Origin of the sequence: Thalassolituus pacificus, assembly GCF_025318105.1 — a bacterium.
In the GTDB taxonomy this organism is placed as follows: Bacteria; Pseudomonadota; Gammaproteobacteria; order Pseudomonadales; family Oceanobacteraceae; genus Venatoribacter; species Venatoribacter pacificus.
The window spans coordinates 197,613-219,872 of record NZ_JAOANI010000022.1 but is presented as its reverse complement, the minus strand read 5'-3'; the positions used below and the strand labels follow the sequence as shown (position 1 = coordinate 219,872).

Sequence of the window (22,260 nt, the reverse complement as noted above, 5' to 3'; positions counted from 1 at the left end):
ACCAATACTAATTGCCCGTGAGGCTTGACCATATAACACCCAAACCCGGAAGGGTTGATTGAATACGACAAGCAACTGCTTGTTCGCTTGAGAATCTCTTCACTTAACTGTGACTCATGTATCCGCCCTAATTTGAAGAAACGTTGCGATCTCTAGAGAGCGTAAGACAACGCGACTTCATCAAGGTTTGCTTGACGACAATAGAGCTGTGGAACCACCTGAATCCATTCCGAACTCAGAAGTGAAACGCAGTATCGCCGATGGTAGTGTGGGGCATCCCCATGTGAGAGTAGGTCATCGTCAAGCTCTTATTCTAAAACCCCAATCGCTATGCGGTTGGGGTTTTTTCATGTTGGCACTTCCCTGTGCCAACCCTTCAGGCAGCTCCGCTGTGCTGAACAGCATCCTGCCGTTCAGTATTTGTCTGAATAAAATACCTGCAATAACTTAATGGCTCTCCGATGACCACCCTGCTGTACAGGCCACAGCCATAAAAGTGTTAACTTCGCCAACCAGGTACTTACTCCAAGCCTCTGTAGCTCAGCTGCAGGGGTTTTTAATGGTAGATGTAAGCCAAGGCCCTGCGGGATTGAATCAAGGCGTCTGGGATAAATACAACACTGTGTTTCTCGGGTTCTGAAATGAAAGATGCCAGCGGCCAGCCAGAAAGCTTTCACCGTCCTATCTACCTGCTTACTGCTGTAATATCCGGCTAATGACTCCCGAATGTGCAGCACTGTATCCCTGAGCGGGTGATTGCCATAAAAATGCCTGCAACAGCAGGCTTTCATAATTGGCAGTACCGGAAGGCGTATTAAAGGTAATAGTTCTTACCGGATTCTGTACCGCGTTTTATATAGTCCCGCAGTCCAATGCCGTTATCCTGCTGTATTGCTTCCAGCTCTTTCAGCAGCTTTTTTGCGTGGAAGCTGTCGAGGGTTTCCATCGCTGATAATGGGGTAATGTTTGCGGCGATACGCATCTGTTCCAGGGCGCGGTCGAGTGCCTTTTGTTTGTGGATATAAAGCAGACTTTGCGCCGCCTCCAGATGAACATTAGCGATGCGACGATTTTGAGCAAGGGCTGCGGCGTAATAATTCTCCACGACGTCGTCGTTCGCTCCGTAAGCCATACGTCCCATAAAATGCCCCATTTTACGCACGATACCTGCGTCCATTGAGCCTTTGGCGGCCAACACAAATACGTTGTAAGGTTCGGCCTCGGCCATACTGTTCAGTTCACTGGTCATGGTATCCATATAGCCACGACTTAATACGGTTGGCGATGATATCTCTTCACTCAGGCGCGCCATGGCATAAAAAGCAAAGTAGCGAGCCATGCTGTCGTGGCGGGTTAATTCCGCAGTTTTTTCATGCCGCGTAATAATGTCTTCCCATAATGCATGGCGCTTATCCTTATCATTTTCCAGGCGCAGGCCGTAGGTTGCCTGAGCATAAAAGGCGACACCGTGTCCGAGCGGGCCGATGGCATAGCCTTGCTGTACCGCTGTCTGAAAATTGCCCTTATAAAATTCACGCCAGGCCTGCTGTAGTTTTGCGGCTAATTGCTCAATAGATTCAAATTCGGGCGTTGCCAATTTCAGTTCTGCGTTGGCCGCCAGTACCGAAGATAAATAACGGGCATCGGGAAAAGGGTAATCCGTCGCGCGATTCAGCTGGAACCAGTATTCGTTAAGACGTTCGCCACTATAGTCATAAGGTGCCTGTTCATAGGGGAAGGCTTGCCACTGAAATGCATTGACCGGGTCAGCCGGAGTTTCGGCATAGCACAGTGCAGACACGGTCAGCAGCCCCGCCGTCAGTATGCGCAGAATGGTGTTCATGGTTGGTTCCTGTGGTGAGTATTATTGAAGCTTATTATTTTAGTGAAACCATCGTACATAAGCGCCGCTGCGCTGTCATGGTCATTAGAAGCCGCGTGATGTTTGCGACGAAAGGAACCTGAGATGAAACAAATGCTCATTGTCAGAATCATCAATTTTTCCTATGGTGACGGCTTCCAGTAAAGGAGTTTCACATGTCTGAAGATACGATTTTTGGCAAAATTATCCGCGGCGAGCTGCCTGCGACGGTGGTTTATGAAGATGATGTTTGCATGGCGTTCCGCGATCTCTACCCTGCGGCGCCCATGCACATTCTGCTGATTCCGCGTAAGCCAATTCCGCGCCTGTGCGATGCCACAGCAGAAGATCAGGCATTACTCGGACATCTGATGCTGACCGCGAGTAAAATCGCTGAGCAGGAAGGGCTGGGCGATAAATACCGTCTGGTGGTTAACAACGGTGAGGGTGCGGGACAAACGGTCTTCCACCTGCATCTGCATATTATTGGTGGCCGTCCACTGAGCTGGCCTCCGGGCTGAGGTTTTCATGCGTTTTTCAGCAATACAGGCGCGTTTGCACGACGGTCGGAACTTGCAGGTGGATCAGTGGCAGCTGAATCCGGGAGAGTACTGGGCGATCACCGGAACCAACGGCAGCGGTAAAACCGTTCTGTCGGCGCTGGCTGGTGACCAGGTGGTGCTCAGCCATGGCGAAGCCTGCGATTTACCGGCATCGGTGGCTTATGTCTCGCTGGAGGCGCAGGCCGCGCAGATTGAACAGGAGCGCCATGATGACGAGAGTGATCTGAATGATGCGCCGGATAAAGGCACATTAATCCGCGACTTTCTCGCGCCACTTACCGAAGTGGATAGCTGGATTGAGCGTCTGGGCATCCGCCACTTGCTCAATCAGGGCTTCCGCTCGTTATCCACCGGCGAGAGCCGTAAAGTGCTGCTGATTCATGCGGTACGCAATAAGCCGGATTTACTGGTGCTGGATGAGCCGCTGGAAGGGCTGGATCAAAGCAGCCGGGCAGCGGTATCTGACGCGCTGTATGAATTACAGCAGCAGGGGCTGGCGTTGTTGTGGGTGGCTAACCGTCTGGACGAATTACCCGGCTGGATCACGCACGTTGCTTTTATGCACGATGCCCGGTTGCTGTATCAGGGGACAAAAGACGATGTACTGGCACAGCCGGAACTGCGCGGACTGATGCACTTTGACCGGCCGCTGCCGGACTTCCCTGCAGCCGGGCGTTCAGCCCTGCAGCTGGCTGAAGGCGAACCTCTGGTCGGTATGAAAGACGTTGCCATCCGCTATGACGAACGGGAACTGTTCAGCGGCCTTAACTGGCGTGTTGAAGCCGGCGAGCACTGGGCCATTCAGGGGCCGAACGGCAGTGGTAAAACCAGTCTGCTGCAATTGATCACTGGCGATAATCCACAGTGTTACCGCAACGACCTGCGTCTGTTCGGCATGCAGCGCGGACGCGGTGAAAGCATCTGGGATATTAAAAAACACATCGGTCTGGTGTCGGCTTCACTGCAATGGGAATACCGCGCGACCACTAACGTGCTGAGTACCGTTATTTCAGGACTGTATGACAGCATTGGCCTGTATCAGGCAACCGGTGATGACGATAAACAACTGGCCTTGCAGTGGCTGGATATAATCGGTCTGCGTCATAAAGCCAACCAAAGCCTGCAGCACCTCTCCTATGGCGAGCAGCGCCTGGTGCTGATTGCGCGCGCGTTAATTAAGCAACCACCGTTACTGATTCTGGATGAACCTTGCCAGGGGCTGGATGATCCCAGTCGCATGCTGGTGTTAGCCTTTATTAATCGGCTGGCAGAGCAACGTGCAACAACCCTGTTATATGTCACCCATCACCCGGCCGAAATTCCGTCCGCTATTGACTGCCGGTTGCAGTTTGAAACAAAAGATGGCAAAAGCAGGCTACAAATCTCCCGCAGAGAATAAAGTGCCAAGCGTGCTGCTAACCTCTAAAATAACAATAATAACAAAGGTATTTATCAGTGATCGGATCCATTACAACGACACGTAATGGCCGTAAATTTCAGATCAATAAGCGACACACGCGCAAGCGAATGGAAGTGTCGGAGCTTACAGCCGGGATGTACATTGTTGAGCTGGACCGGCCGTGGACAGAATCGCCTTTTCTTTTCCAGGGATTCTTACTGGAAAACGATGACGACTTATTACTCATTCAGACCCTCTGTCAGTGGGTCATGGTTGACGTGGTCGAGGAAGAATGGAACGAGCTGGATGATAAAGGCAAAATCGCCCCGCAGAAGCGAACCCGCTACGTTGAAAAACAGGAAATGGCGCAACAGCTCAGCGCTGCCAATCGAACCTATCAAACCACCAAGCTGCAGATAAAACGTCTGCTGGCCAGTGCCCAGTTAGGCCAGGCGTTTAATCTTAAAACGGCTCAGGCCGCAGTTAAAGATTGCGTCGATCGTGTTGTTAATAATCCCAATGCCATTCTCTGGCTGACGCGTTTAAAGCATCAGGATGAATATACCGCCGAGCATTCGGTTAACGTTTGCCTGTTATCCATTGCTTTGGGTAAGCAAATGGATCTGGCACCTTTTGAGCTGGAAAATCTCGGCATCTGCGGCTTGATGCATGATATTGGTAAAATGAAAGTTCCGACGGAGATTCTGAATAAGCCTGGTCCTCTGGACCCGGAAGAGTTTGCCGAAATGGCGCGCCATACGCTTTACGCCAAACAATTATTAATGGGCCGTTCCGATATTTATCCCGGTGCTGTTGATGTGGCTTTCAGCCATCATGAACGGTTGGATGGTAAAGGCTATCCGCGTGGAATCGATAGCACCAAACTGTCGCTGTTTACCCGTATTGTGACCGTTGCCGATGCTTACGATGCGATGACCAGTGACCGTTGTTATAAGCCGGGTATGTCGTCGCTGGATGCGATGCGAATATTGAACAATAATCGCGGCACTCAGTTTGATGAAGAATTAGTGCGCAAATTTATTTCTATGATCGGGCTGTACCCGCCGGGTTATTTATTGGAAATGAGTAATGGCGAAGTCGGTATTATTTTATCCGCAGATCCGGGTTATCAGCTGAAACCCAAAGTCATCATGATCCTCGGCCCCGATAAACAGCCACAACCGGAACGTATCGTGAACTTATCCATGGCGCCGGAGGATGACCGTGGCGTGCTTTATCAGCCACAGGGAGTATTCCGCAGCGGCTGTTTTGGTGTGCATGTGAACGACTATATTGACCGGGGCTTACGCATTAAAGGTTTTGAATACGGCATTCATGCTGATTGAGCTGACGCGTTAACGCTGAGTGTTGTCTGGCGCAGGATTCTGATCCGGCGTTGGTTCCGCTGCGGCTTCTGTCTCAGCGTCCGGCGTTACTTCTGTCGTTATTGCTTGTGTTACTTCTGATGTTTTTTCTGATGTTTTTTCTGATGTTTTTTCTGATGTTTTTTCTGATGTTTTTTCTGATGTTTTTTCTGATGTTGCTTCAAGCGGGCTTTCGGCCGTCATGGGATTCTCTGCAACAGGCTGCAACACAACAGGTGTTGCCTGTGCATTGTGTTTAGCCGCTGCTTTCCGCGCCTGCTCTTCAGCATGTTGAATAATCGCCAGGGTTTGATCTTTCAGCGCCATATTGCGCATATCTCCGGCGTTCAGCGTTTCGCTTAACTGGTGCAGATAACCCTCAAATTCCAGTGCTGCCTGCTCTGCCTGAGCAGAATCCAGACGAGTAATCGCTTTCGCTTCACGGGCGATATACAGCGCATGTTGTGCTGCGCGCAGAGCCTCTTTGCCGGTGCTTTCTGCCAGTGCACGGTCCTGATAATGACGGCGAATAATTTGTGCGGCGTTCTCCACCTGCAGTTCGGCATCACTGAAAGTAGCCGGTGCGTGTTTGGCCGCGTTTTCATCGTCAGCTTTTGCCAGCGTTTCGCTGGCTGGCTGCCAGTGCAGACGCAGCATGGTATCCAGTTCCAGCTGCTGCAGGGCTTTCAGTACATGCGCTGATCTGTCGATCACTTTGCTGCCTTCTCCGGCTTCAATCAGGCTGATCAGCGAGCGCAGCTCTTTCATATCGCGTTGATATTGAGCGCTCATCACACTGCCGGCTTTGATTTCATCCAATACCGTCTTCTGAGCAAATAATGGCGACAGTGCCGTCTGTGCCCGCGCTTTATTCTTCAGCGCGCTGTCGAGCAGGCTCAGCACCCGTGCAGACGATTCAATACAACCACGGGAATCGCCGGCCAGTTCGTGGCTGCGCGCCTGCTTTAACGCTTGTTGAATCTGCTCCATGTGTAATGGTGCGTAGAACGTCAGGTCTTCATTACTGGCGGTGGTAAAGGCGGCTTCGGCCTCGCTGAGTGCGCGCTCGGAATCATTGCCCAGTTGGCTGACCTTTTCATTGGTCGCCAGCGATACGCTGTCTTCGTTGGCTATACGTTGGCTGGCGCAGCCTCCGAGCAGCGACAGCATGATAAAACCAGCAACAAAATGGCTAAGCAACGGGGTATTAAAAGAAAAGCGCAGCATGAAATAATCCTGAAAACGTGCGGCATACGCATAAAAAAATGCCTGCACCATAACAATAATGAGTGCAGGCATTATAAAGGGTTCCTGAGCGAAGATCGCCCCACAGGTCAATCTCCGGTCGGAATCAGAACAGGATCAGTCGAGCAGGCTCTTATCGCGTACTGCACCTTTATCGGCGCTGGTAGCGAACTTGGCGTAAACCTTCAGTGCAGTGCTCACTTTGCGTGGGCGCTCGGCCGCTGGTTTCCAGCCTTTCTGGTCCTGTTCGTGACGACGGTGCGCCAGTTCTTCAGTGCTCAGGTCAACATTAATCGCGCGGTTCGGGATGTCGATGTTAACGATATCGCCATCCCGCAGCAGGCCAATAGCTCCGCCAGCCGCCGCTTCCGGAGAGCAGTGACCAATCGACAGACCAGACGTACCACCGGAGAAACGACCATCGGTCAGCAGCGCACAGGCTTTGCCCAGACCCTTGGACTTCAGATAAGACGTCGGATACAGCATTTCCTGCATACCCGGACCACCTTTCGGGCCTTCGTAGCGGATAATGACGATATCACCGGCCACCACTTCATCGGCCAGAATGCCTTTTACCGCATCGTCCTGGCTTTCGAAGATTTTCGCCTTGCCCTGGAATACCAGAATAGATTCATCCACACCGGCGGTTTTTACCACACAGCCATCGAGCGCGATGTTGCCGTACAGTACCGCCAGGCCGCCTTCTTTTGAGTAGGCATGTTCGAGGTTACGGATACAGCCGTTATCACGGTCGCCGTCCAGAGTAGGGTAGCGGGTGCTCTGGCTGAACGCGGTTTGCGTCGGAATACCCGCCGGACCGGCTTTATAGAACTTAACCACATCTTCGCTTGGGTTGCGCATGATGTCCCACTTATCCAGCGCTTCTTTCATGGTCTTGCTGTGTACGGTTGGCAGATCGCTGTGCAGCAGACCGGCGCGGTCGATTTCACCCAGAATACCCATAATGCCACCGGCGCGGTGTACGTCTTCCATATGGTACAGCGGCGAGTTCGGTGCCACTTTACACAGCTGCGGAACGACGCGGGACAGGCGGTCGATGTCTTTCAGATCGAAGTCGCACTCGGCTTCCTGAGCGGCTGCCAGCAAGTGCAGAATGGTGTTTGTTGAACCACCCATCACGATATCCAGCGTCATCGCGTTTTCGAACGCTTTAAAGCTGGCGATAGAACGCGGCAGGACAGATTCGTCATCCTGCTCGTAATAACGCTTGGTGATTTCCACGATGCGGCGACCGGCTTCGAGGAACAGCTGTTCGCGGTCGGCGTGGGTCGCCAGCAGCGAGCCGTTACCCGGCAGAGCCAGACCCAGCGCTTCGGTTAAGCAGTTCATCGAGTTCGCGGTAAACATACCGGAGCAGGAGCCACAGGTCGGGCAGGCGCTGCGCTCGTATTCGGCCACTTTCTCGTCGCTGGCAGAATCGTCGGCGGCGATCACCATCGCATCCACCAGATCCAGCTTGTGCTCAGACAGCTTGGTTTTACCGGCTTCCATCGGGCCACCGGACACAAAGATCACCGGAATGTTCAGGCGCAGCGACGCCAACAGCATTCCCGGAGTGATCTTGTCGCAGTTGGAAATACAGACGATGGCATCGGCGCAGTGCGCGTTCACCATGTACTCAACCGAATCGGCAATCACTTCACGCGATGGCAGGCTGTACAGCATACCGTCGTGACCCATGGCGATACCGTCATCCACGGCGATGGTGTTGAACTCTTTCGCCACACCACCGGCTCTTTCAATCTCACGCGCAACCAGCTGACCCAGGTCTTTCAGGTGCACATGACCCGGCACAAACTGAGTGAAAGAGTTAGCCACGGCAATGATCGGCTTCTGGAAATCGTCATCTTTCATCCCGGTAGCGCGCCACAGAGCACGGGCTCCGGCCATATTGCGACCTGCGGTGGAGGTCTTTGAACGGTATTCAGGCATGGTGTCCCTCGTCTGATCAACGGCTGAAAAATAAAGGCGCTTATTGTATCAGCCGCGGCGCAATTGCTCATCTGCCTATTTTGCTGCCTATAAATCGCGACGTTATGCCCAGAATCTGTGGGTAACTTTGTGAGTAACATCTGAGTGAATGGCTGTAGGTAAGACAAGACGGGCCAGTGTGACAGATTGATGAAAGTTTAACCGTTGCCGGTACAAATTCGAAAACTCAGAAAAATCCAGATATCACAAGGGTTTGAAGTGATTATTCGAAATAAATTCAGGGGCTTAAGATTGGTTATTAAAATAATCTGTCAAGAGTTGACTTGTGGAAAAATAAAGTCGGAGGTGTGAGTAACTTTGTGAGTAAGCTGATGATTGGTTGAGGAAAACTCATCGGCTGATAGGGTTTAACGGGTAGGGATTAATTGATAGAAGCCACTCTAGAGGGTAGATTGCCGATGTCACTTGATTAGGAATCACTGCATGACCTTTGATGAATGGATGCGAGCACAGGGGCTATCGGATGCTTCAGCGAAAAAATATCTATCGAGTGTACAAGGCGTTATGTCTGAATGGGCGCAAAGTGCGGGTTTGATCGACGGTCCTCTAACGTCTATCTCTGGTCTCGCCCAATTTCACGTTGTGGCAGAGCAGCTGAAGCAGTTACCCATCTTTGTAGAGCGCAACACGGTTGGTAAATCTATGTACAGCAGTGCATTGAATCGCTTTGCTGATTATTTAAAAGCGGGGTTTGACTCGGATATAGAAGCCGACATTGATGATATTTTTCGACAACCTAATATCAGTGAAACCGAAAAAAGTCGTCTCGTTAAAACTCGCATAGGACAGGGGGATTTTCGCACAAGGCTTATCGGCTATTGGCAAGGATGCGCGGTGACGGGCTATCAAGATGTTAGCTTTTTGGTCGCATCGCATATTAAACCTTGGCGTGTGTCTAGCAATGCGGAAAAGCTTGATCACTTTAACGGCTTGCTCCTTTTACCTACGCTGGATAAAGCGTTCGACGGTGGATTTATTAGCTTCAAAAATAACGGTGATATAGTGCTTTCACCGCAGTTATCTCACCCGGATGTTTTGGGCATTCGAAGCGATATGAACATACACCTCACGCAGCAACATTTAGGTTTTTTAGAGTTTCATCGCGACTGTGTTTTTCGCAAAGCAGCGTATTAACGTCGTTTAAAGCTCAGGCTAATTAACCCACACCCATCTGCACCAGCAGCATATACATCGCCGTCCCTCCGACAATACTGATCAGCGCCTGGCGGAACGCCAGGTGCAGCGCCGTTACCAGCAGCAGGCAACCCAGTTCGGGCAGAAAATCCAGTGAGAATGCTACGTCGTTTTTAAACGAATAAATCACCAGCAGCACCATGACGATGGGCGGCAGAAAACGGCCGAGGTGTTCCAGCAGCGGGTGGTCGGCCACCCGGCCGAGTAGCATAAAAGGCAGGGCACGGGTCAGGAAGGTAACGCCCGCCAGCAGCGCAATTACGCTACTCAGATACCAGAATTCGTTCATGCCTCAGGCCCCTTGTGTGTGCGGCGCGCGGCGTATTGCATCATCAGTACACTGAGGCTGAGCAGAATGGCAATCAGCAGCATCTGTTCGCGGCTGATCAGCAGTAACGTTCCGAGGCCAATGGCCAGAGCGGCAACAAAAGGGCGGATATCGCGCAGGTGTTTGTACTGCTCGATGGTCAGCACCATAAACAGTGCCGGTAATACAAAGGCGATGCCATCGGTTGAGAATTCCAGCTGGCTGCCGAGCCAGGCACCGACGGTGCACCCCACTAACCAGTACAACTGATTGATGGCGGTTACCCGCAGCTGGAACTGGCCGCGGTCGATATCCGCCGGCAGCGATGTGGCAGTAATCAGCGAGTAGGTTTCATCGGTGAGGCCAAAAATCTGATACAGGCGGCGCCAGCCCCGGTTGGGCATACGGCTGATTAATGACAGGCCGTAAAATATATGGCGCGAGTTAATCAGCAGGGTGGCCACGGCCATTTCGGTCAGCGTTGCCTGGTTGGCCAGTAATCCCACCGCCAGAAATTGTCCGGCACCGGCGTAAATAAACAGCCCCATCGCGGTGGCGTACAGCCAGTGGTGATCCAGCTCGCTGAACAATACGCCGAATGCGGCTCCCAAAGGCAGATAGCCAAACATCACAGGCAGCGAGGTGCGCAGCACCAGCGTGTTAAGCGGAGAAAGCGTCATATCAGAAGTGGCGGCCGTGAATGGATGATTGGGTCAATAATGATTGGGTCAAGATTGGCAGGAGAGCAGAGGTGATCTGTTTATCGGTACCTTTATTTATCAGTACCATGCTCTATCAATAGACCAATCAGCAAGGCGGCAGTTTAAGTCTCAGGCGGGTGGCGGACAAGTGGACTTTGGTAACCGTTCTGGCCCGGTTACAGGCTGAATAAAGTCTGCCAGTCGGTATACTCACAGCAGCATTTTATTAAACCTATTATTTGCGCGCATTGTTTTGCGGTCGTTTTTACGGTTGTCGCTATCAATGGCCTTTGCGCATCGTCAGGAAATACCATGAACCCAGGTGTTAACGATCTCTTCTTCCTGCCCCTTGGCGGCACCGGCGAGATCGGTATGAATATGAATCTTTACGGCCATGATGATCAGTGGCTGATGGTCGATTGCGGCGTAACCTTCCCGAAGCCGGGACGGGTCAGCGCCGATGGCACCCGCCACCATTCGGGCGAGCCGGATACGCAAATGCCCGATCCGGAATTTATTGCCGCGCGTAAAGATCAGCTGGCCGGCTTAATTATCACCCACGCCCACGAAGACCATATCGGAGCGGTGCCCTATCTGTGGCATAAGCTGCGCTGCCCGGTGTACTGCACGCGCTTTACCGCCGAAGTGCTGAAAAAGAAACTCGCCGAGCATGGCCTGCTGCATCAGGTAAAAATCATCGTGCCGGAAACCGGTGAGCGTGTAGCCATCGGCCCGTTTGAGGTGGAATTTTTAGCCTTAACGCATTCGGTACCCGACCCGAATGCGCTGATGATCCGCACCGCCGCCGGCAATGTATTTCATACCGGCGACTGGAAGCTCGACCCCGAGCCGGTGGTGGGCCACGGCTATAAACAGGAAACCTTTACCCGTCTGGCACAGGAAGGTGTGCTGGCGATGGTGTGCGATTCCACCAATGCCACCGTGGCCGGGCATTCCGCCTCGGAAGGCGATCTGTACGATGGCCTGCGCCATTACATCGAAAGCGCCAAAGGGCGGGTGATCGTTACCTGTTTTGGCAGCAATATTGCGCGCCTGTTAACCCTGTCCCATGTGGCGGACGACACCGGCCGTTATATGGGCCTTTATGGCCGCTCGATGATTAATATGCATCAGTGCGCCAAGCGTGCGGGCGTGTGGCCGTTCAGTGCCGGCTCGGTGGATACCGGGCATCTGGGCTATTTACCGCGCCACGAAGTGCTGGCGGTGGCGACCGGCAGCCAGGGCGAACCGCATACCGCGCTGCGCCGTCTGGCGGCAGGCACTCACCCTGATTTTGAACTGGAACCCGGCGACCGTGTCATCTTCAGCGCCCGCGCCATTCCCGGTAACGAAGAAGCTATTCAGGGCATTATCGACCAGCTGCACAGCATTGGCGTGGAAGTGATCACCGCCGACGATGCCGAACTGCCGATTCATGCCTCCGGCCATCCGGCGCAGGAAGAGCTGGAGACTTTATACCGCTGGGTGCAGCCGGAAATTGCCATTCCCGTGCATGGCGAAGAAGTGCATATGAAAGCCCACGCTGCACTTGCCAAAGGCTGCGGTGTGCCGCGTACTCTTACCGGGCGCAATGGCGACCTGTTTATGCTGGCGCCGGTGCCCGGAATACAGCGGCAAAAGGTGCGCACCGGACGGCTGGGCTGGGAAAAAGGCGCGCTGGTGCGGGTGGTCTGAGTGCAAAAATCGGCCGATGGGCCTGCTGCATTATTAACCCTCACCTGGCTCCCACGCTCTGCGTGGTAGCCCTTGCTGGCACGGTTGCATTCCCACGCAGAACGTAGGAACGAGGAAGAATCACCCAATGAGCCTGCTGTTTTCAGCAAAAGAACAACTTTTTAGAAAGATATATGCGGATTTTTGCGATTTTTAATCGAAATCGTCCGGAGCAAAATGCCCTCAATTCCTGCGATCACTCATATTGAGGAGCACAAACATGGCAACACTTCTGTACATTAAAGGCAGCATCTTCGGCGACCACGGTCAGTCCAGTCAGCTTGCCGAAAAATTCATCGCTGGCTGGAAAGCCGCTAACCAGAACGGTGAGGTTGTGATTCGCGATCTGGCCACAGACGTTCCGCCTTATCTGGATGCCAACAGCGTTGGTGCCTTTATGACCCCGGCTGAACAGCGTACAACCGAGCAGCAAAGCATTGTGGCGTACTCCGATGCCCTGATCGCCGAAATCAAAGCAGCCGACGAAGTGGTGGTGGGCGTGCCTATGTACAACTTCACCATTCCGGCGCAGATGAAGTCTTACCTCGACTTCTTATGCCGTGCCGGTATCACCTTCAAGTACACCGAGACCGGCCCGGTGGGTCTGCTCGATAACAAACCGGTGCATATTCTGGCGACCCGCGGTGGCCTGTACAAAGGCACTCCGGCCGATACCCAGACGCCGTTCCTGACCACCATCTTCTCCTTTATCGGTCTGAGTGATGTGCGCTTTGTCTATGCCGAAGGTCTGAACCTGGGCGACGACAGCAAGAATGCCGCTCTGGAAGCTGCCGGTCAGGAAATCGCCGCACTGGCGTAATTCCCGGCTTTGTTGACGCGACAGCCTAAGCGGAAGGTGCGAAAGCAGCTTCCGTTTTTTTATGCCTGCGGTTCCTGCCCTGTATCCACAACGATCAGCCCGCTGCGCCGGATGTGAATGTTACCCAGAGATTCTGTGGATAAAAACGTGGACAAGTTTGGGGTAAGGGGCTGCAGGGCACTTTCTGTGGGCGTTGTTGTCAGATCGTGCGAATTTTAAACGCCTGTACGAATTCGGCCGCAGGCCACGTATAGCAAGCCCTGGCAAGAAAATTTTGTAAGAAAAATCAGTAGGATGAGCGCAGAGGCTGTGTTATGGCGCGTGGTTTGCGCCGGCGTTTACAAAAAATAAAATGTGGATAACTTTGTGAGTTAACTGCGGGCAAGTTGCGTATAAGCTGGGGCCAAACCGCATTTTTGCTGTAAAAACAGGTGTTTAGGGTGGCTGGTTAAATCTCCCCGGCGCCCTTCACCCAAACCGGCATTTTTGCGATAATCGCGCCCTTTTCTGAAAACATCTTCTGAACACAAATTAATCAGGCCAGATTTCCTCTATGAAACCGCAAATTGCTGAGCTTTTGTCCGCTGCCGTCGCCTCTCTCAAGGCCCAGGGAACCCTTCCCGCTGATCTCGAACCGCGCATCCAGATCGACAACACCCGCGACAAAGCCCACGGCGATCTGGCCACTAACCTGGCGATGATGCTGGCCAAGCCTGCCGGTAAAAATCCACGCGAACTGGCGCAGCTGCTGGTGGACGCCCTGCCGGCCAATACGCTGGTAGAAAAAGTCGAAATTGCCGGCCCGGGTTTTATTAACTTCTATCTGAGCGATGCCTCGACCGCCAGTCTGGTAAAAGCCGTGCTGGAACAGAAAGAAGCTTACGGCCGTAACAGCGATGGCGCCGGGCGCAAAGTGCAGGTGGAATTTGTGTCGGCCAACCCGACCGGGCCGCTGCATATCGGCCACGGCCGTGGTGCTGCCGTTGGTGACTGTATCTGCCGTCTGCTCGATGCCTCCGGCTGGGATGTAACCCGCGAATTTTATTACAACGATGCCGGTGCGCAGATTAACAATCTGGCGCTGTCGGTACAGGCGCGCTGCAATGGTCTGACCCCGGACGATGCCAGCTGGCCGGAAGACGGCTACCGTGGCGATTACATCGTCGAGCTGGCCAACAGCTATATGAACGGCGATACCGTTGAATCTGCCGACCAGAGCTTTACCGGAGCCAAAGACGCCGATGACCTCGAAGCCATCCGTCACTTTGCCGTGGCTTATCTGCGTCGCGAACAGGATCTGGATTTAAAAGCCTTTGCTGTCGATTTCGATGTGTATTTCCTCGAGTCTTCCCTGTACAGCGAAGGCAAAGTCGAAGCCGCCGTAAAAACCCTGATCGACAACGGCTACACCTACGAAGACGGCGGCGCACTGTGGCTGCGCACCACCGATTTCGGTGACGACAAAGACCGCGTAATGCGTAAAAAAGACGGCGGCTACACCTACTTTGTACCCGATGTGGCTTACCACCTCGACAAATGGCAGCGTGGTTTTGAGCGTGTGGTGAACGAGCAGGGCGCCGACCACCACAGCACCATTACCCGTGTGCGCGCTGGTCTGCAGGCGCTGAATGCCGGTATTCCGCAAGGCTGGCCAGACTACGTGCTGCACCAGATGGTGACCGTTATGCGCGGCGGCGAAGAAGTGAAAATCTCCAAGCGTGCCGGCAGCTATGTGACCCTGCGCGATCTGATCGACGAAGTGGGCCGCGACGCGACCCGTTATTTCCTGGCCGCGCGTAAAGCCGACAGCCAGTTAACCTTCGATATCGACCTGGCGCGTTCACAGTCGTCCGATAACCCGGTTTACTACATCCAGTACGCCCATGCCCGTGTATGCTCTATTTTCCGCAAACTGGCGGAAGCGGGTCAGAGCTGGACGCTGGCCGAAGGTTTGGCGGCACTGCCAAGACTGGAACTGGAAAGCGAAAAAGACCTGATTGTAAAACTGGGTCGCTTCCCGGAAATCGTTAAAGTGGCTGCCAATAATCACGAGCCGCACAGCGTGGCGAATTACCTGCGCGATCTGGCCGGTGATTTCCACACCTACTACAACTCAGAAAAAACCCTGGTGGACGATGCCGATGTGCGTAACGCCCGTCTGGCACTGGCGGAAGCCGTGCGTCAGGTGATCAGCAATGGTTTAGGGTTACTCGGTGTTTCTGCGCCGCAGGAAATGTAACTGCTCTGGCTACCGTACTTGTTAATACGGCGTTGAAGTCGTGCTCGAAATGCTCACTTACGAATATGTAGGCTCCGCTTTCTTGCCCGACTTCGCCTTGTCTTAACGGCGTACGCTACACCAGAAATCAGCGCCTCTTTAATCAGTGTTAATGGGCACTACATAACAGGACAACGAAATGTCGGACAGCGCAAGTCGTATTCCCAAGTGGGTGTGGGTAACCACGCCAACACTGGCAGTCGCCTTTATCGGATTTATTCTGTATCTGGCGACCATTCCCGCCGGCGATGAACTGGAAGCCGTAAAAGGCGATGCCAAAAAAGCTCTGAAACTGGGTGTGGAAAAAGCCAAAGAAGAAGCGGCAAAAGAAGTCGCCAAGCCCAGCTATGAATTTTACCAGCTGCTGGAAAATCAGACCGTCGAAGTACCTAAAGTCGATGTGTATAAATCGACACCCAAAGACGCCGAGGTGGATTACACCTATCGTTTACAGGCGGGTTCCTTCCGCTCTGCCGACGATGCCGAGCGCCTGCGTGCCAGCCTGTTGCTCGAAGGCCTGAATGCCTATCGTCAGGAATCGACCGTTAATGGCAGCACCTGGCACCGGGTATTTGTCGGCCCCTTTACCGACCGTTCAAAAATGAATAAAGCACAGGATTTGCTGGTCAGCCGTAATATCAGTCCGTTAGCGCTGAAAGAACCGGTTAAGAAATAAACCGTGCCACATCATAACGCCAGGGACTGGCTGCACGAATTCTGGTTATTTGGTCTGAAGCAGGCCTATGCCTGCCTGTTCGGCGGATTTCTTTTATTGGTAATGATCGTTACCCGTTACTGGTATCCGCTTGAATCTTTGCACCGTTACGATTTTATTTTTCTCGCCGCCATCGCCTTTCAGCTGCTGTTACTGGCCTTTAAGCTGGAAACCCTGCGCGAAGCCTGGGTGATCGTGGTATTCCATCTGGTCGCCACCGTGATGGAATTATTCAAAACCTCAGACGCCATCGGCTCCTGGGTTTACCCCGAAGACTATATATTTGGTATCGGCAACGTACCGCTGTTTACCGGCTTTATGTACAGCGCCGTGGGCAGCTATATTGCCCGCGTATGGCGGATATTCGACTTCCGCTATTCGTATTACCCGCGCCGCCGCTGGACTATTATTCTTGTGGTTCTGATTTACCTGAATTTCTTCAGCCATCATTTTATCTGGGATCTGCGCTGGCTGCTGCTGGGCGCAACCATCGTCTTATTTGCCCGCACCCATATTTATTTCCGTATGCACCGCGAGCACCGCCATATGCCGTTACTGGTTGGCTGGCTGCTGGTGGCCCTGTTTATCTGGCTGGCAGAAAATATCGCCACCTACACCAATGTCTGGATTTACCCCAATCAACAGAATGGCTGGCAAATGGTGCCGCTGGCCAAGCTGTCCTCCTGGTATTTACTGATGCTGCTGAGTTTTGTGCTGGTGTCGTTAATTAACAGGATTGAGATACCGGTGCGGCAGAAAGTGGATTGAAAGCCAGGAGTTCCCTCCTCCACAAATCATGCTAGGGTGAGCATCCGGATAATCACTTAAGGGCTGGAATATGGATGTTCGTTCTTTGATCTCTCGTTTTGTCACTCGTTTTGCCAAGAACAGCGGGCTTGCGCTCTGTCTTGGTGCTGCTGTCTTAAGTCCTGCCAGTCTGGCGGATATTAATGCCGGTACGAACAGTGAAGACCGCTTCTGGATCAACCGCACCCACGATAATCTGGCTAAGTTTGATAACTATCAGGCACAAACAGAGCAGGCGCAATCGGGCGCTGGTGCTGCGGTTATCAGTGATGTGCTGTTTAAAAAACCGGATGGCTTTTATCAGACGGTGCTGCAGCCGGATTCTCTCCGCGGTATTGAAGTCAGCCAGCGTGCCGGGGTCATCACCCTGCTTGATAAGCCGAACCAGCGGGCATTCATCGTCAAAGGGCTTGAGGCTTATCAGGCGGGCGGTTCTCTGGAGACAATCAAAGATATCTATCTGTTCAACAAAGAACATTACGAGCAGACCTTTACGCCCTCTATTCATGTTGCTGACCGTCTGGCGGTTGGTATCGATTTTGTCGCCAGAGATGAAAGTGATGAAATCAGAAAGATAGAAGCCTTTGTCGATTATCATCACTCCCTGTTTATGCAGGCCCGCTTTGTATTTAACCATGGTGTTGAATCGACCATCAGAAACAACAGTATCGAATTCAATAAGGAAGGTCTGACGCTGCCGGAGATTAACTTACCGCAGAATACTCAGGTAAGGGTTTTGGATTTAAGTAAGAAAGCCCTGTCGCAGAAAGAGCTGAGTAAAAAGGCCGCTAACAGCATTGTCTGGCCGGAGGATAAAAATAATACCTGGGGTTTCTCGCAGCGTAAGTTTTATCAGCAAAGCAACAGCAGTGCGGCTTATTACTATGGCGATAAATTCTTTCTGCTTGCGATTGCCACACCAGAGGGAAGCCAGCCGGTAACTGTACCCGCCGTGCCGCTGACCATTGGCAATACGCCGGTGCTGCTCAGCCAGTTTCCGCTTTTTGTGCATTTAGCCTTTAACCATAAGGGCATCAGTTACACATTAGTATCCAACGCTCATCCTGAAAGCCTGTTGTCTATGGTGAAAGGGATGACTTCGGCGCAATAGCCTGCGGAGTTATTCCGGCGTTGTTCAATACGCTGTAAGCCAGCGTATTGAACCCGGAGTATTGAATCCTTCTCTTTAAGTTCTTCTCTTTAAGTTCTTCTTTTCAATTCCTTTTAAATGCCTTATCTGCGGCCGTAATGCTCTTCTACCCAGGATGGGTGCTTCCACAGAATGCGGATATCACGGTAGTGCAGAATATCGCGCCACATACTGACAAACTCGGCGATCACCAACCGAAACGGGTTCAGGCTGTTAGCCGGGCGGAAATCGACGCCATAACGGATTTCGCCTGCGTCTTTTTCATCGACAAAGGTGCCGAATAAACGATCCCAGATAATCAGCACACCGGCAAAATTAGTATCGATCTGCTTTGGGTTACTGCCATGATGCACGCGGTGATGCGACGGTGTATTAAATACATATTCAAACCAGCGCGGCAGTTTGCGTACGACTTCTGTGTGGACAAAAAACTGGAAGAACAGGTTAAGTTCGAGAGCAATCACCGCCTGTTCGAGACTGAAACCAATCACCGCTGCAGGCAGCATGGCAACCAGCATAATACCGTTAAAGGACACAACCGGCGTCTGCCGCAGTGCGGTGGAAAAATTAAAACGCTCAGAACTGTGGTGTACCCAGTGCCCGGCCCAGCCGTAGCGCACTTTGTGCATAAAGCGGTGCACCCAGTAGAAATTAAAATCGACCAGTACCATCAGCAGAATAAAATTCAGCAGCGGTGATGATGACTGCCATTGAAAGCCATAGGTCTGTACGGCCAGATAAATCACGGAACCGATAAAAATAATCGACAGCGCATCAAGCACTTTATAAATAAGTCCGGTGCCGATATTGGCCGCCGATTCTTTCAGGTCGTAGGCATCGGTTTTTCCCTGACGTATCAGCCAGGCGCGTTCGGCGAACATCACGGCAAAAAATACCGGACCGGCCAGAACGATAAACACAAGGGCGTGTAAGAAGTCTTCCATCTTTTTCTCCGCTGGGTTTGACATGCTGGCCAATCTACCGGGAAACTGAAAAGCAAAATGACTTCCTCGTGCCAGGTTTTTAGCATTTCATGCCAACTCCACAGAATGCAGGTATTGTCCGTGTCACCGGCAGCTGGATACGGCTGCTCACCGACTGGCTTGATCAGAACGGGCTGGATGCCCCGGCATTGCGCGCAGCGGTTGCCGCCTACGGGCCGACCGATAATGTGCCGATTAATGACTGGGCGCAGATGCTGGAAGCGGCTTTTGCCCTGCGTCCGCAGGATCAGGCCGCCTCGCTGGCGTTAGCGCGTCTGGTGACGCTTCAGCATACCGGCGTATTGGGTTATCTCGCCGCCGCCTGCGACAATCTCGGTCAGGCATTGCTGAGTTATCAGCGCTTTGAGCGTTTATTTTATGGTGCTTCGGTGGCGCAGATTCACAGCCGCAGCGTGGATAGCACTCCGTGTGTGGAAATCGCCTGGCAGCCGTTACCGGGGATGGCGCTGGTGGACGAAACAGCCATTGCCGCGCTGGTGCATATTACCCGCCAGAATCTGGTGCGTGATGTTGCCTTGCAACAGGTGCACTTCAGTCATCGCTGTAACCCGCAGCAGCTGCAGGCGCTGGAAGATTTTTTTGCCTGTCCGGTGGTGATGGAAAGTGACCGCATCCGTCTGCTGTTCAGTGTTGATGTTCTGAGCCTGCCATTAATGCGCGGTGAGCCGGGGTTACGCCATCTGCTGGAAGAGCAGGCGCTGTCGATGTTGCGTGCGGTGCCGGAGCCGGATGAATTTCTGCGCCAGCTGCAGGCGGAAGTGGTGCGTCTGCTGCCGGAAGGCGAAGCGACCATCGAATCGCTGGCGCCACGGCTGTACTGTTCAGTAAGAACCTTGCAGCGGCGGTTGGATGAAAAAAATCTGAGCTGGAAAGCCTTGCTGGATCGCACCCGTGAACAATTAGCCTGCCAGTATCTGGCCGATAACAGCCTCAGTCTGCTGGAAGTGTCCATGCTGCTGGGCTACCGAAATCAGGGCACTTTTTCACGGGCTTTTAAACGCTGGCAAAACTGCAGTCCGCTGGCGTACCGCAAACATCAAATGCACAAAAATGCGTCTGATCATAAGGATTAATTAACGATGACAAATATGAACTGGCAGGCCGCACTGCAGCAACACTTTGGCTTTTCAGCGTTGCGGCCCGGTCAGCAGCCGGTGGTTGAGGCGTTACTGGCCGGGCATTCGGCCGCGGCTATTTTTCCGACCGGTTCCGGTAAATCGCTCTGCTATCAGCTGCCGGCATTATTACTGCCAAATTTAACGCTGGTGATTTCGCCTCTGCTGGCCTTAATGCAGGATCAGGTGCAGTTTTTGCGCAGCAAAGGTATTGCCGCAGCGACCATTGATTCTACCCAGAGCCGCGACGAAGCACAGGAAGTGATGAACGGCGTGCGCAGCGGCAGCATTAAAATTTTAATGGTGTCGGTTGAGCGCCTTAAAAATGAACGCTTCCGCCAGTTTATTCAGCAGATTCCCATCTCGTTGCTGGTGGTCGATGAGGCGCACTGTATTTCGGAGTGGGGGCATAATTTCCGCCCGGATTATTTAAAACTGCCCGATTACTGCCGTGAATTTGCTATTCCACAGGTGCTGCTGTTAACCGCTACAGCTACTACGGCGGTGATTGCCGATATGCAAAAGCATTTTGCTATTAAACCCGAGCATGTGGTCTGCACCGGCTTTTACCGGCCAAATTTACGCTTACTGGCCCAGCCGACGGCAGAGCATGAGCGCGTTGCCAAATGCGCCACCTGGCTGAATTATCTGGCGAAAAAGAGTGCGGAAAAACACGAGGATTTTGCCGCGGTTATTTATGTCACCCTGCAGAATACCGCCGAGGAAGTCGCCGCCGCGCTCAATGCTCAGTTGCCTTTTGCCGTTGAAGCCTATCATGCCGGTATTGGTCACGAAGAGCGCGATGCCATTCAGCAGCGCTTTATGCGCGGCAATACGCCGGTGATTGTGGCCACCATTGCCTTTGGTATGGGCGTGGATAAAAGCAATATCCGTCAGGTGATTCATTACGACCTGCCCAAATCCATCGAAAATTACAGTCAGGAAATCGGCCGTGCCGGACGCGACAGCAAAGCCTCGGACTGCATTATGCTCGGTGATGAATCGGGCCTGACGGTGCTGGAAAACTTTGTCTACGGTGATACGCCGGAGCTGAGCAGTATTCAGCAGGTGCTGCAGACGATCAGTACACAAACCCAGAATGGTCAGTGGGAAGTACTGATGACACCGCTGTCGGCGGCCAGCAATATCCGTTTATTACCGTTAAAAACCCTGCTGGTTAATCTGGAAATGCGCGGCGTATTAACCTCGCAATACAGCTATTTTGCCGAATATAAATACCGCCTTAACGGTAACGAAGAAGCATTACTGGCGCATTTTCAGCCGGAGCCGCAGCAGTTTCTGCGTACGGTATTCAACAGCAGCGATAAAGGCCGCAGCTGGTACACACTGAATATTCCGGCACTGGAGAAAACTCTGGCTCAGACTCAGACAGGCAGCGATGTACCGCCACGGCTGCGCGCACTGCGGGCGCTGGAATACTGTCAGGAAAAAGGCTGGTTGCAGCTGGAAAGCAAACAGATGACCGATGTTTACCGCGTAAATACCGCATTATTGCAGCCCGCATTGGCCAATGATTTATATCAGCATTTTGCCGCCAAACAGCAGAGCGAAATTCAGCGTATACAGCATATGCTGGAGCTGTTCCGTCAGCCGCGTTGTATCAGCCGTACGCTGGCCGGGTATTTCAGCGATAACCTGAGTGAAGACTGTGGTCGCTGCTCGGTATGTCGCGGCGAACATCAGCCGTGGCCGGTACGTAATACGCAGGGAGATTTTGCCGGGCTGGATGCGCGTGCGCTCTGTGCTCCGGTGCAACAGGCTATTCAGGCGCAATTCGGTCAACCTGCTTCGGTCGAGCTGTTAACCCGCTATTTATGTGGTATTTATGTGCCCTGGCTGAGCAAAATAAAAGCCCGTTCGCTCGGCGCGATGGGCAGGCTTGAACAGCAGCCCTATGCGCAAGTGCAGCAGTGGTTAAAGCAAAGCCTACAGATCCCTTAAATACAGGCTTACCGGCGTTCCGGCACGG

The 22,260-nt window shown here is 52.7% G+C and carries 18 protein-coding genes and 1 rRNA gene; 13 read left to right on the top strand and 6 right to left on the bottom strand.

Translation table 11 applies throughout. The features are described 5' to 3' along the window. Nucleotides 1-190: 190 nt before the first annotated feature. Nucleotides 191-306: ribosomal RNA gene (gene rrf / locus NYR02_RS14605) — 5S ribosomal RNA — on the top strand. Between the two features lie 508 nt (nt 307-814). Here the strand turns inward: rrf and NYR02_RS14600 are convergent. Beyond that, the gene (locus tag NYR02_RS14600; protein WP_260977088.1) at nt 815-1,843 is read right to left on the bottom strand and encodes a hypothetical protein; all 1,029 of its coding nucleotides are present in this window, start codon (nt 1,841-1,843) and stop codon (nt 815-817) included. 194 nt (nt 1,844-2,037) lie between these two features. Between NYR02_RS14600 and NYR02_RS14595 the strand changes: the two genes are divergently transcribed. Genes NYR02_RS14595 through NYR02_RS14585 form a run of 3 tightly spaced genes read left to right on the top strand, consistent with a single transcriptional unit; the run spans nt 2,038 to nt 5,169 of the window. Continuing rightward, complete coding sequence (locus NYR02_RS14595; protein WP_260977087.1) at nt 2,038-2,382, top strand: histidine triad nucleotide-binding protein; 345 nt, start codon at nt 2,038-2,040, stop codon at nt 2,380-2,382. A gap of 7 nt (nt 2,383-2,389) precedes the next feature. Then, nucleotides 2,390-3,823 carry a molybdate ABC transporter ATP-binding protein ModF gene (modF, locus tag NYR02_RS14590; protein ID WP_260977086.1) on the top strand — a complete coding sequence of 478 codons (1,434 nt, stop codon included), beginning with the start codon at nt 2,390-2,392 and terminating at the stop codon, nt 3,821-3,823. A 56-nt stretch (nt 3,824-3,879) separates the two neighbouring features. Further along, nucleotides 3,880-5,169, top strand: a complete 1,290-nt coding sequence (locus tag NYR02_RS14585) for a cyclic di-GMP phosphodiesterase (protein ID WP_260977085.1) — start codon at nt 3,880-3,882, stop codon at nt 5,167-5,169. 9 nt (nt 5,170-5,178) lie between these two features. Here the strand turns inward: NYR02_RS14585 and NYR02_RS14580 are convergent, their stop codons facing one another. Both NYR02_RS14580 and ilvD read right to left on the bottom strand, forming a co-directional pair. Beyond that, nucleotides 5,179-6,486 (bottom strand): hypothetical protein, encoded by a 1,308-nt coding sequence (locus NYR02_RS14580; protein ID WP_260977084.1) that lies wholly within the window; start codon nt 6,484-6,486, stop codon nt 5,179-5,181. A gap of 63 nt (nt 6,487-6,549) precedes the next feature. Then, complete coding sequence (ilvD, locus tag NYR02_RS14575) at nt 6,550-8,385, bottom strand: dihydroxy-acid dehydratase (protein ID WP_260977083.1); 1,836 nt, start codon at nt 8,383-8,385, stop codon at nt 6,550-6,552. Nucleotides 8,386-8,868: 483 nt separating this feature from the next. Between ilvD and NYR02_RS14570 the strand changes: the two genes are divergently transcribed. Beyond that, nucleotides 8,869-9,579, top strand: a complete 711-nt coding sequence (locus NYR02_RS14570; RefSeq protein WP_260977082.1) for an HNH endonuclease — start codon at nt 8,869-8,871, stop codon at nt 9,577-9,579. A 22-nt stretch (nt 9,580-9,601) separates the two neighbouring features. Here NYR02_RS14570 and NYR02_RS14565 read toward each other — a convergent pair whose 3' ends face one another. Both NYR02_RS14565 and NYR02_RS14560 read right to left on the bottom strand, forming a co-directional pair. Further along, nucleotides 9,602-9,928: a branched-chain amino acid transporter permease gene (locus NYR02_RS14565; RefSeq protein WP_260977081.1), complete on the bottom strand. Its 327-nt coding sequence runs from the start codon at nt 9,926-9,928 to the stop codon at nt 9,602-9,604. Then, nucleotides 9,925-10,626 (bottom strand): AzlC family ABC transporter permease, encoded by a 702-nt coding sequence (locus tag NYR02_RS14560; RefSeq protein WP_260977080.1) that lies wholly within the window; start codon nt 10,624-10,626, stop codon nt 9,925-9,927. The genes NYR02_RS14565 and NYR02_RS14560 overlap by 4 nt, the downstream gene beginning before the upstream one ends. Before the next feature lie 333 nt (nt 10,627-10,959). Here NYR02_RS14560 and NYR02_RS14555 point away from each other — a divergent pair, with 333 nt between their 5' ends. The 6 genes from NYR02_RS14555 (at nt 10,960) to NYR02_RS14530 (ending at nt 18,112) form a co-directional block, all read left to right on the top strand. Next, a complete protein-coding gene (locus tag NYR02_RS14555; RefSeq protein WP_260977079.1) occupies nt 10,960-12,342 on the top strand; it encodes a ribonuclease J in 1,383 nt (460 codons plus the stop codon). 259 nt (nt 12,343-12,601) lie between these two features. Next, a complete protein-coding gene (locus NYR02_RS14550) occupies nt 12,602-13,201 on the top strand; it encodes an FMN-dependent NADH-azoreductase (RefSeq protein ID WP_260977078.1) in 600 nt (199 codons plus the stop codon). Between the two features lie 553 nt (nt 13,202-13,754). After that, entirely contained in the window at nt 13,755-15,440 is a 1,686-nt protein-coding gene (argS, locus tag NYR02_RS14545; RefSeq protein ID WP_260977077.1) for an arginine--tRNA ligase, read from the top strand. A gap of 178 nt (nt 15,441-15,618) precedes the next feature. Next, nucleotides 15,619-16,155, top strand: a complete 537-nt coding sequence (locus NYR02_RS14540; RefSeq protein ID WP_260977076.1) for an SPOR domain-containing protein — start codon at nt 15,619-15,621, stop codon at nt 16,153-16,155. Between the two features lie 3 nt (nt 16,156-16,158). Continuing rightward, nucleotides 16,159-16,962 carry a DUF817 domain-containing protein gene (locus NYR02_RS14535; protein ID WP_260977075.1) on the top strand — a complete coding sequence of 268 codons (804 nt, stop codon included), beginning with the start codon at nt 16,159-16,161 and terminating at the stop codon, nt 16,960-16,962. 70 nt (nt 16,963-17,032) lie between these two features. Continuing rightward, nucleotides 17,033-18,112, top strand: coding sequence for a hypothetical protein (locus NYR02_RS14530; protein WP_260977074.1), 1,080 nt, complete (start codon nt 17,033-17,035; stop codon nt 18,110-18,112). 122 nt (nt 18,113-18,234) lie between these two features. On the opposite strand, the gene NYR02_RS14525 is transcribed toward NYR02_RS14530, so the two are convergent. Next, nucleotides 18,235-19,095, bottom strand: coding sequence for a sterol desaturase family protein (locus tag NYR02_RS14525; protein ID WP_260977073.1), 861 nt, complete (start codon nt 19,093-19,095; stop codon nt 18,235-18,237). An 89-nt stretch (nt 19,096-19,184) separates the two neighbouring features. Between NYR02_RS14525 and NYR02_RS14520 the strand changes: the two genes are divergently transcribed. Together NYR02_RS14520 and NYR02_RS14515 are read left to right on the top strand one after the other, a co-directional pair. Continuing rightward, the gene (locus tag NYR02_RS14520) at nt 19,185-20,228 is read left to right on the top strand and encodes an AraC family transcriptional regulator (protein ID WP_260977072.1); all 1,044 of its coding nucleotides are present in this window, start codon (nt 19,185-19,187) and stop codon (nt 20,226-20,228) included. Nucleotides 20,229-20,234: 6 nt separating this feature from the next. After that, nucleotides 20,235-22,232, top strand: a complete 1,998-nt coding sequence (locus NYR02_RS14515) for a RecQ family ATP-dependent DNA helicase (RefSeq protein WP_260977071.1) — start codon at nt 20,235-20,237, stop codon at nt 22,230-22,232. Nucleotides 22,233-22,260 lie beyond the last annotated feature (28 nt).

Coding starts and splice junctions, on each gene's coding strand:
- NYR02_RS14600 (WP_260977088.1), bottom strand. CDS start 1,843: ATGAACACCATTCTGCGCATACTGACGGCGGGGCTGCTGACCGTGTCT.
- NYR02_RS14595 (WP_260977087.1), top strand. CDS start 2,038: ATGTCTGAAGATACGATTTTTGGCAAAATTATCCGCGGCGAGCTGCCT.
- modF (WP_260977086.1), top strand. CDS start 2,390: ATGCGTTTTTCAGCAATACAGGCGCGTTTGCACGACGGTCGGAACTTG.
- NYR02_RS14580 (WP_260977084.1), bottom strand. CDS start 6,486: ATGCCTGCACTCATTATTGTTATGGTGCAGGCATTTTTTTATGCGTAT.
- ilvD (WP_260977083.1), bottom strand. CDS start 8,385: ATGCCTGAATACCGTTCAAAGACCTCCACCGCAGGTCGCAATATGGCC.
- NYR02_RS14570 (WP_260977082.1), top strand. CDS start 8,869: ATGACCTTTGATGAATGGATGCGAGCACAGGGGCTATCGGATGCTTCA.
- NYR02_RS14565 (WP_260977081.1), bottom strand. CDS start 9,928: ATGAACGAATTCTGGTATCTGAGTAGCGTAATTGCGCTGCTGGCGGGC.
- NYR02_RS14560 (WP_260977080.1), bottom strand. CDS start 10,626: ATGACGCTTTCTCCGCTTAACACGCTGGTGCTGCGCACCTCGCTGCCT.
- NYR02_RS14555 (WP_260977079.1), top strand. CDS start 10,960: ATGAACCCAGGTGTTAACGATCTCTTCTTCCTGCCCCTTGGCGGCACC.
- NYR02_RS14550 (WP_260977078.1), top strand. CDS start 12,602: ATGGCAACACTTCTGTACATTAAAGGCAGCATCTTCGGCGACCACGGT.
- argS (WP_260977077.1), top strand. CDS start 13,755: ATGAAACCGCAAATTGCTGAGCTTTTGTCCGCTGCCGTCGCCTCTCTC.
- NYR02_RS14540 (WP_260977076.1), top strand. CDS start 15,619: ATGTCGGACAGCGCAAGTCGTATTCCCAAGTGGGTGTGGGTAACCACG.
- NYR02_RS14530 (WP_260977074.1), top strand. CDS start 17,033: ATGGATGTTCGTTCTTTGATCTCTCGTTTTGTCACTCGTTTTGCCAAG.
- NYR02_RS14525 (WP_260977073.1), bottom strand. CDS start 19,095: ATGGAAGACTTCTTACACGCCCTTGTGTTTATCGTTCTGGCCGGTCCG.
- NYR02_RS14520 (WP_260977072.1), top strand. CDS start 19,185: ATGCCAACTCCACAGAATGCAGGTATTGTCCGTGTCACCGGCAGCTGG.
- NYR02_RS14515 (WP_260977071.1), top strand. CDS start 20,235: ATGACAAATATGAACTGGCAGGCCGCACTGCAGCAACACTTTGGCTTT.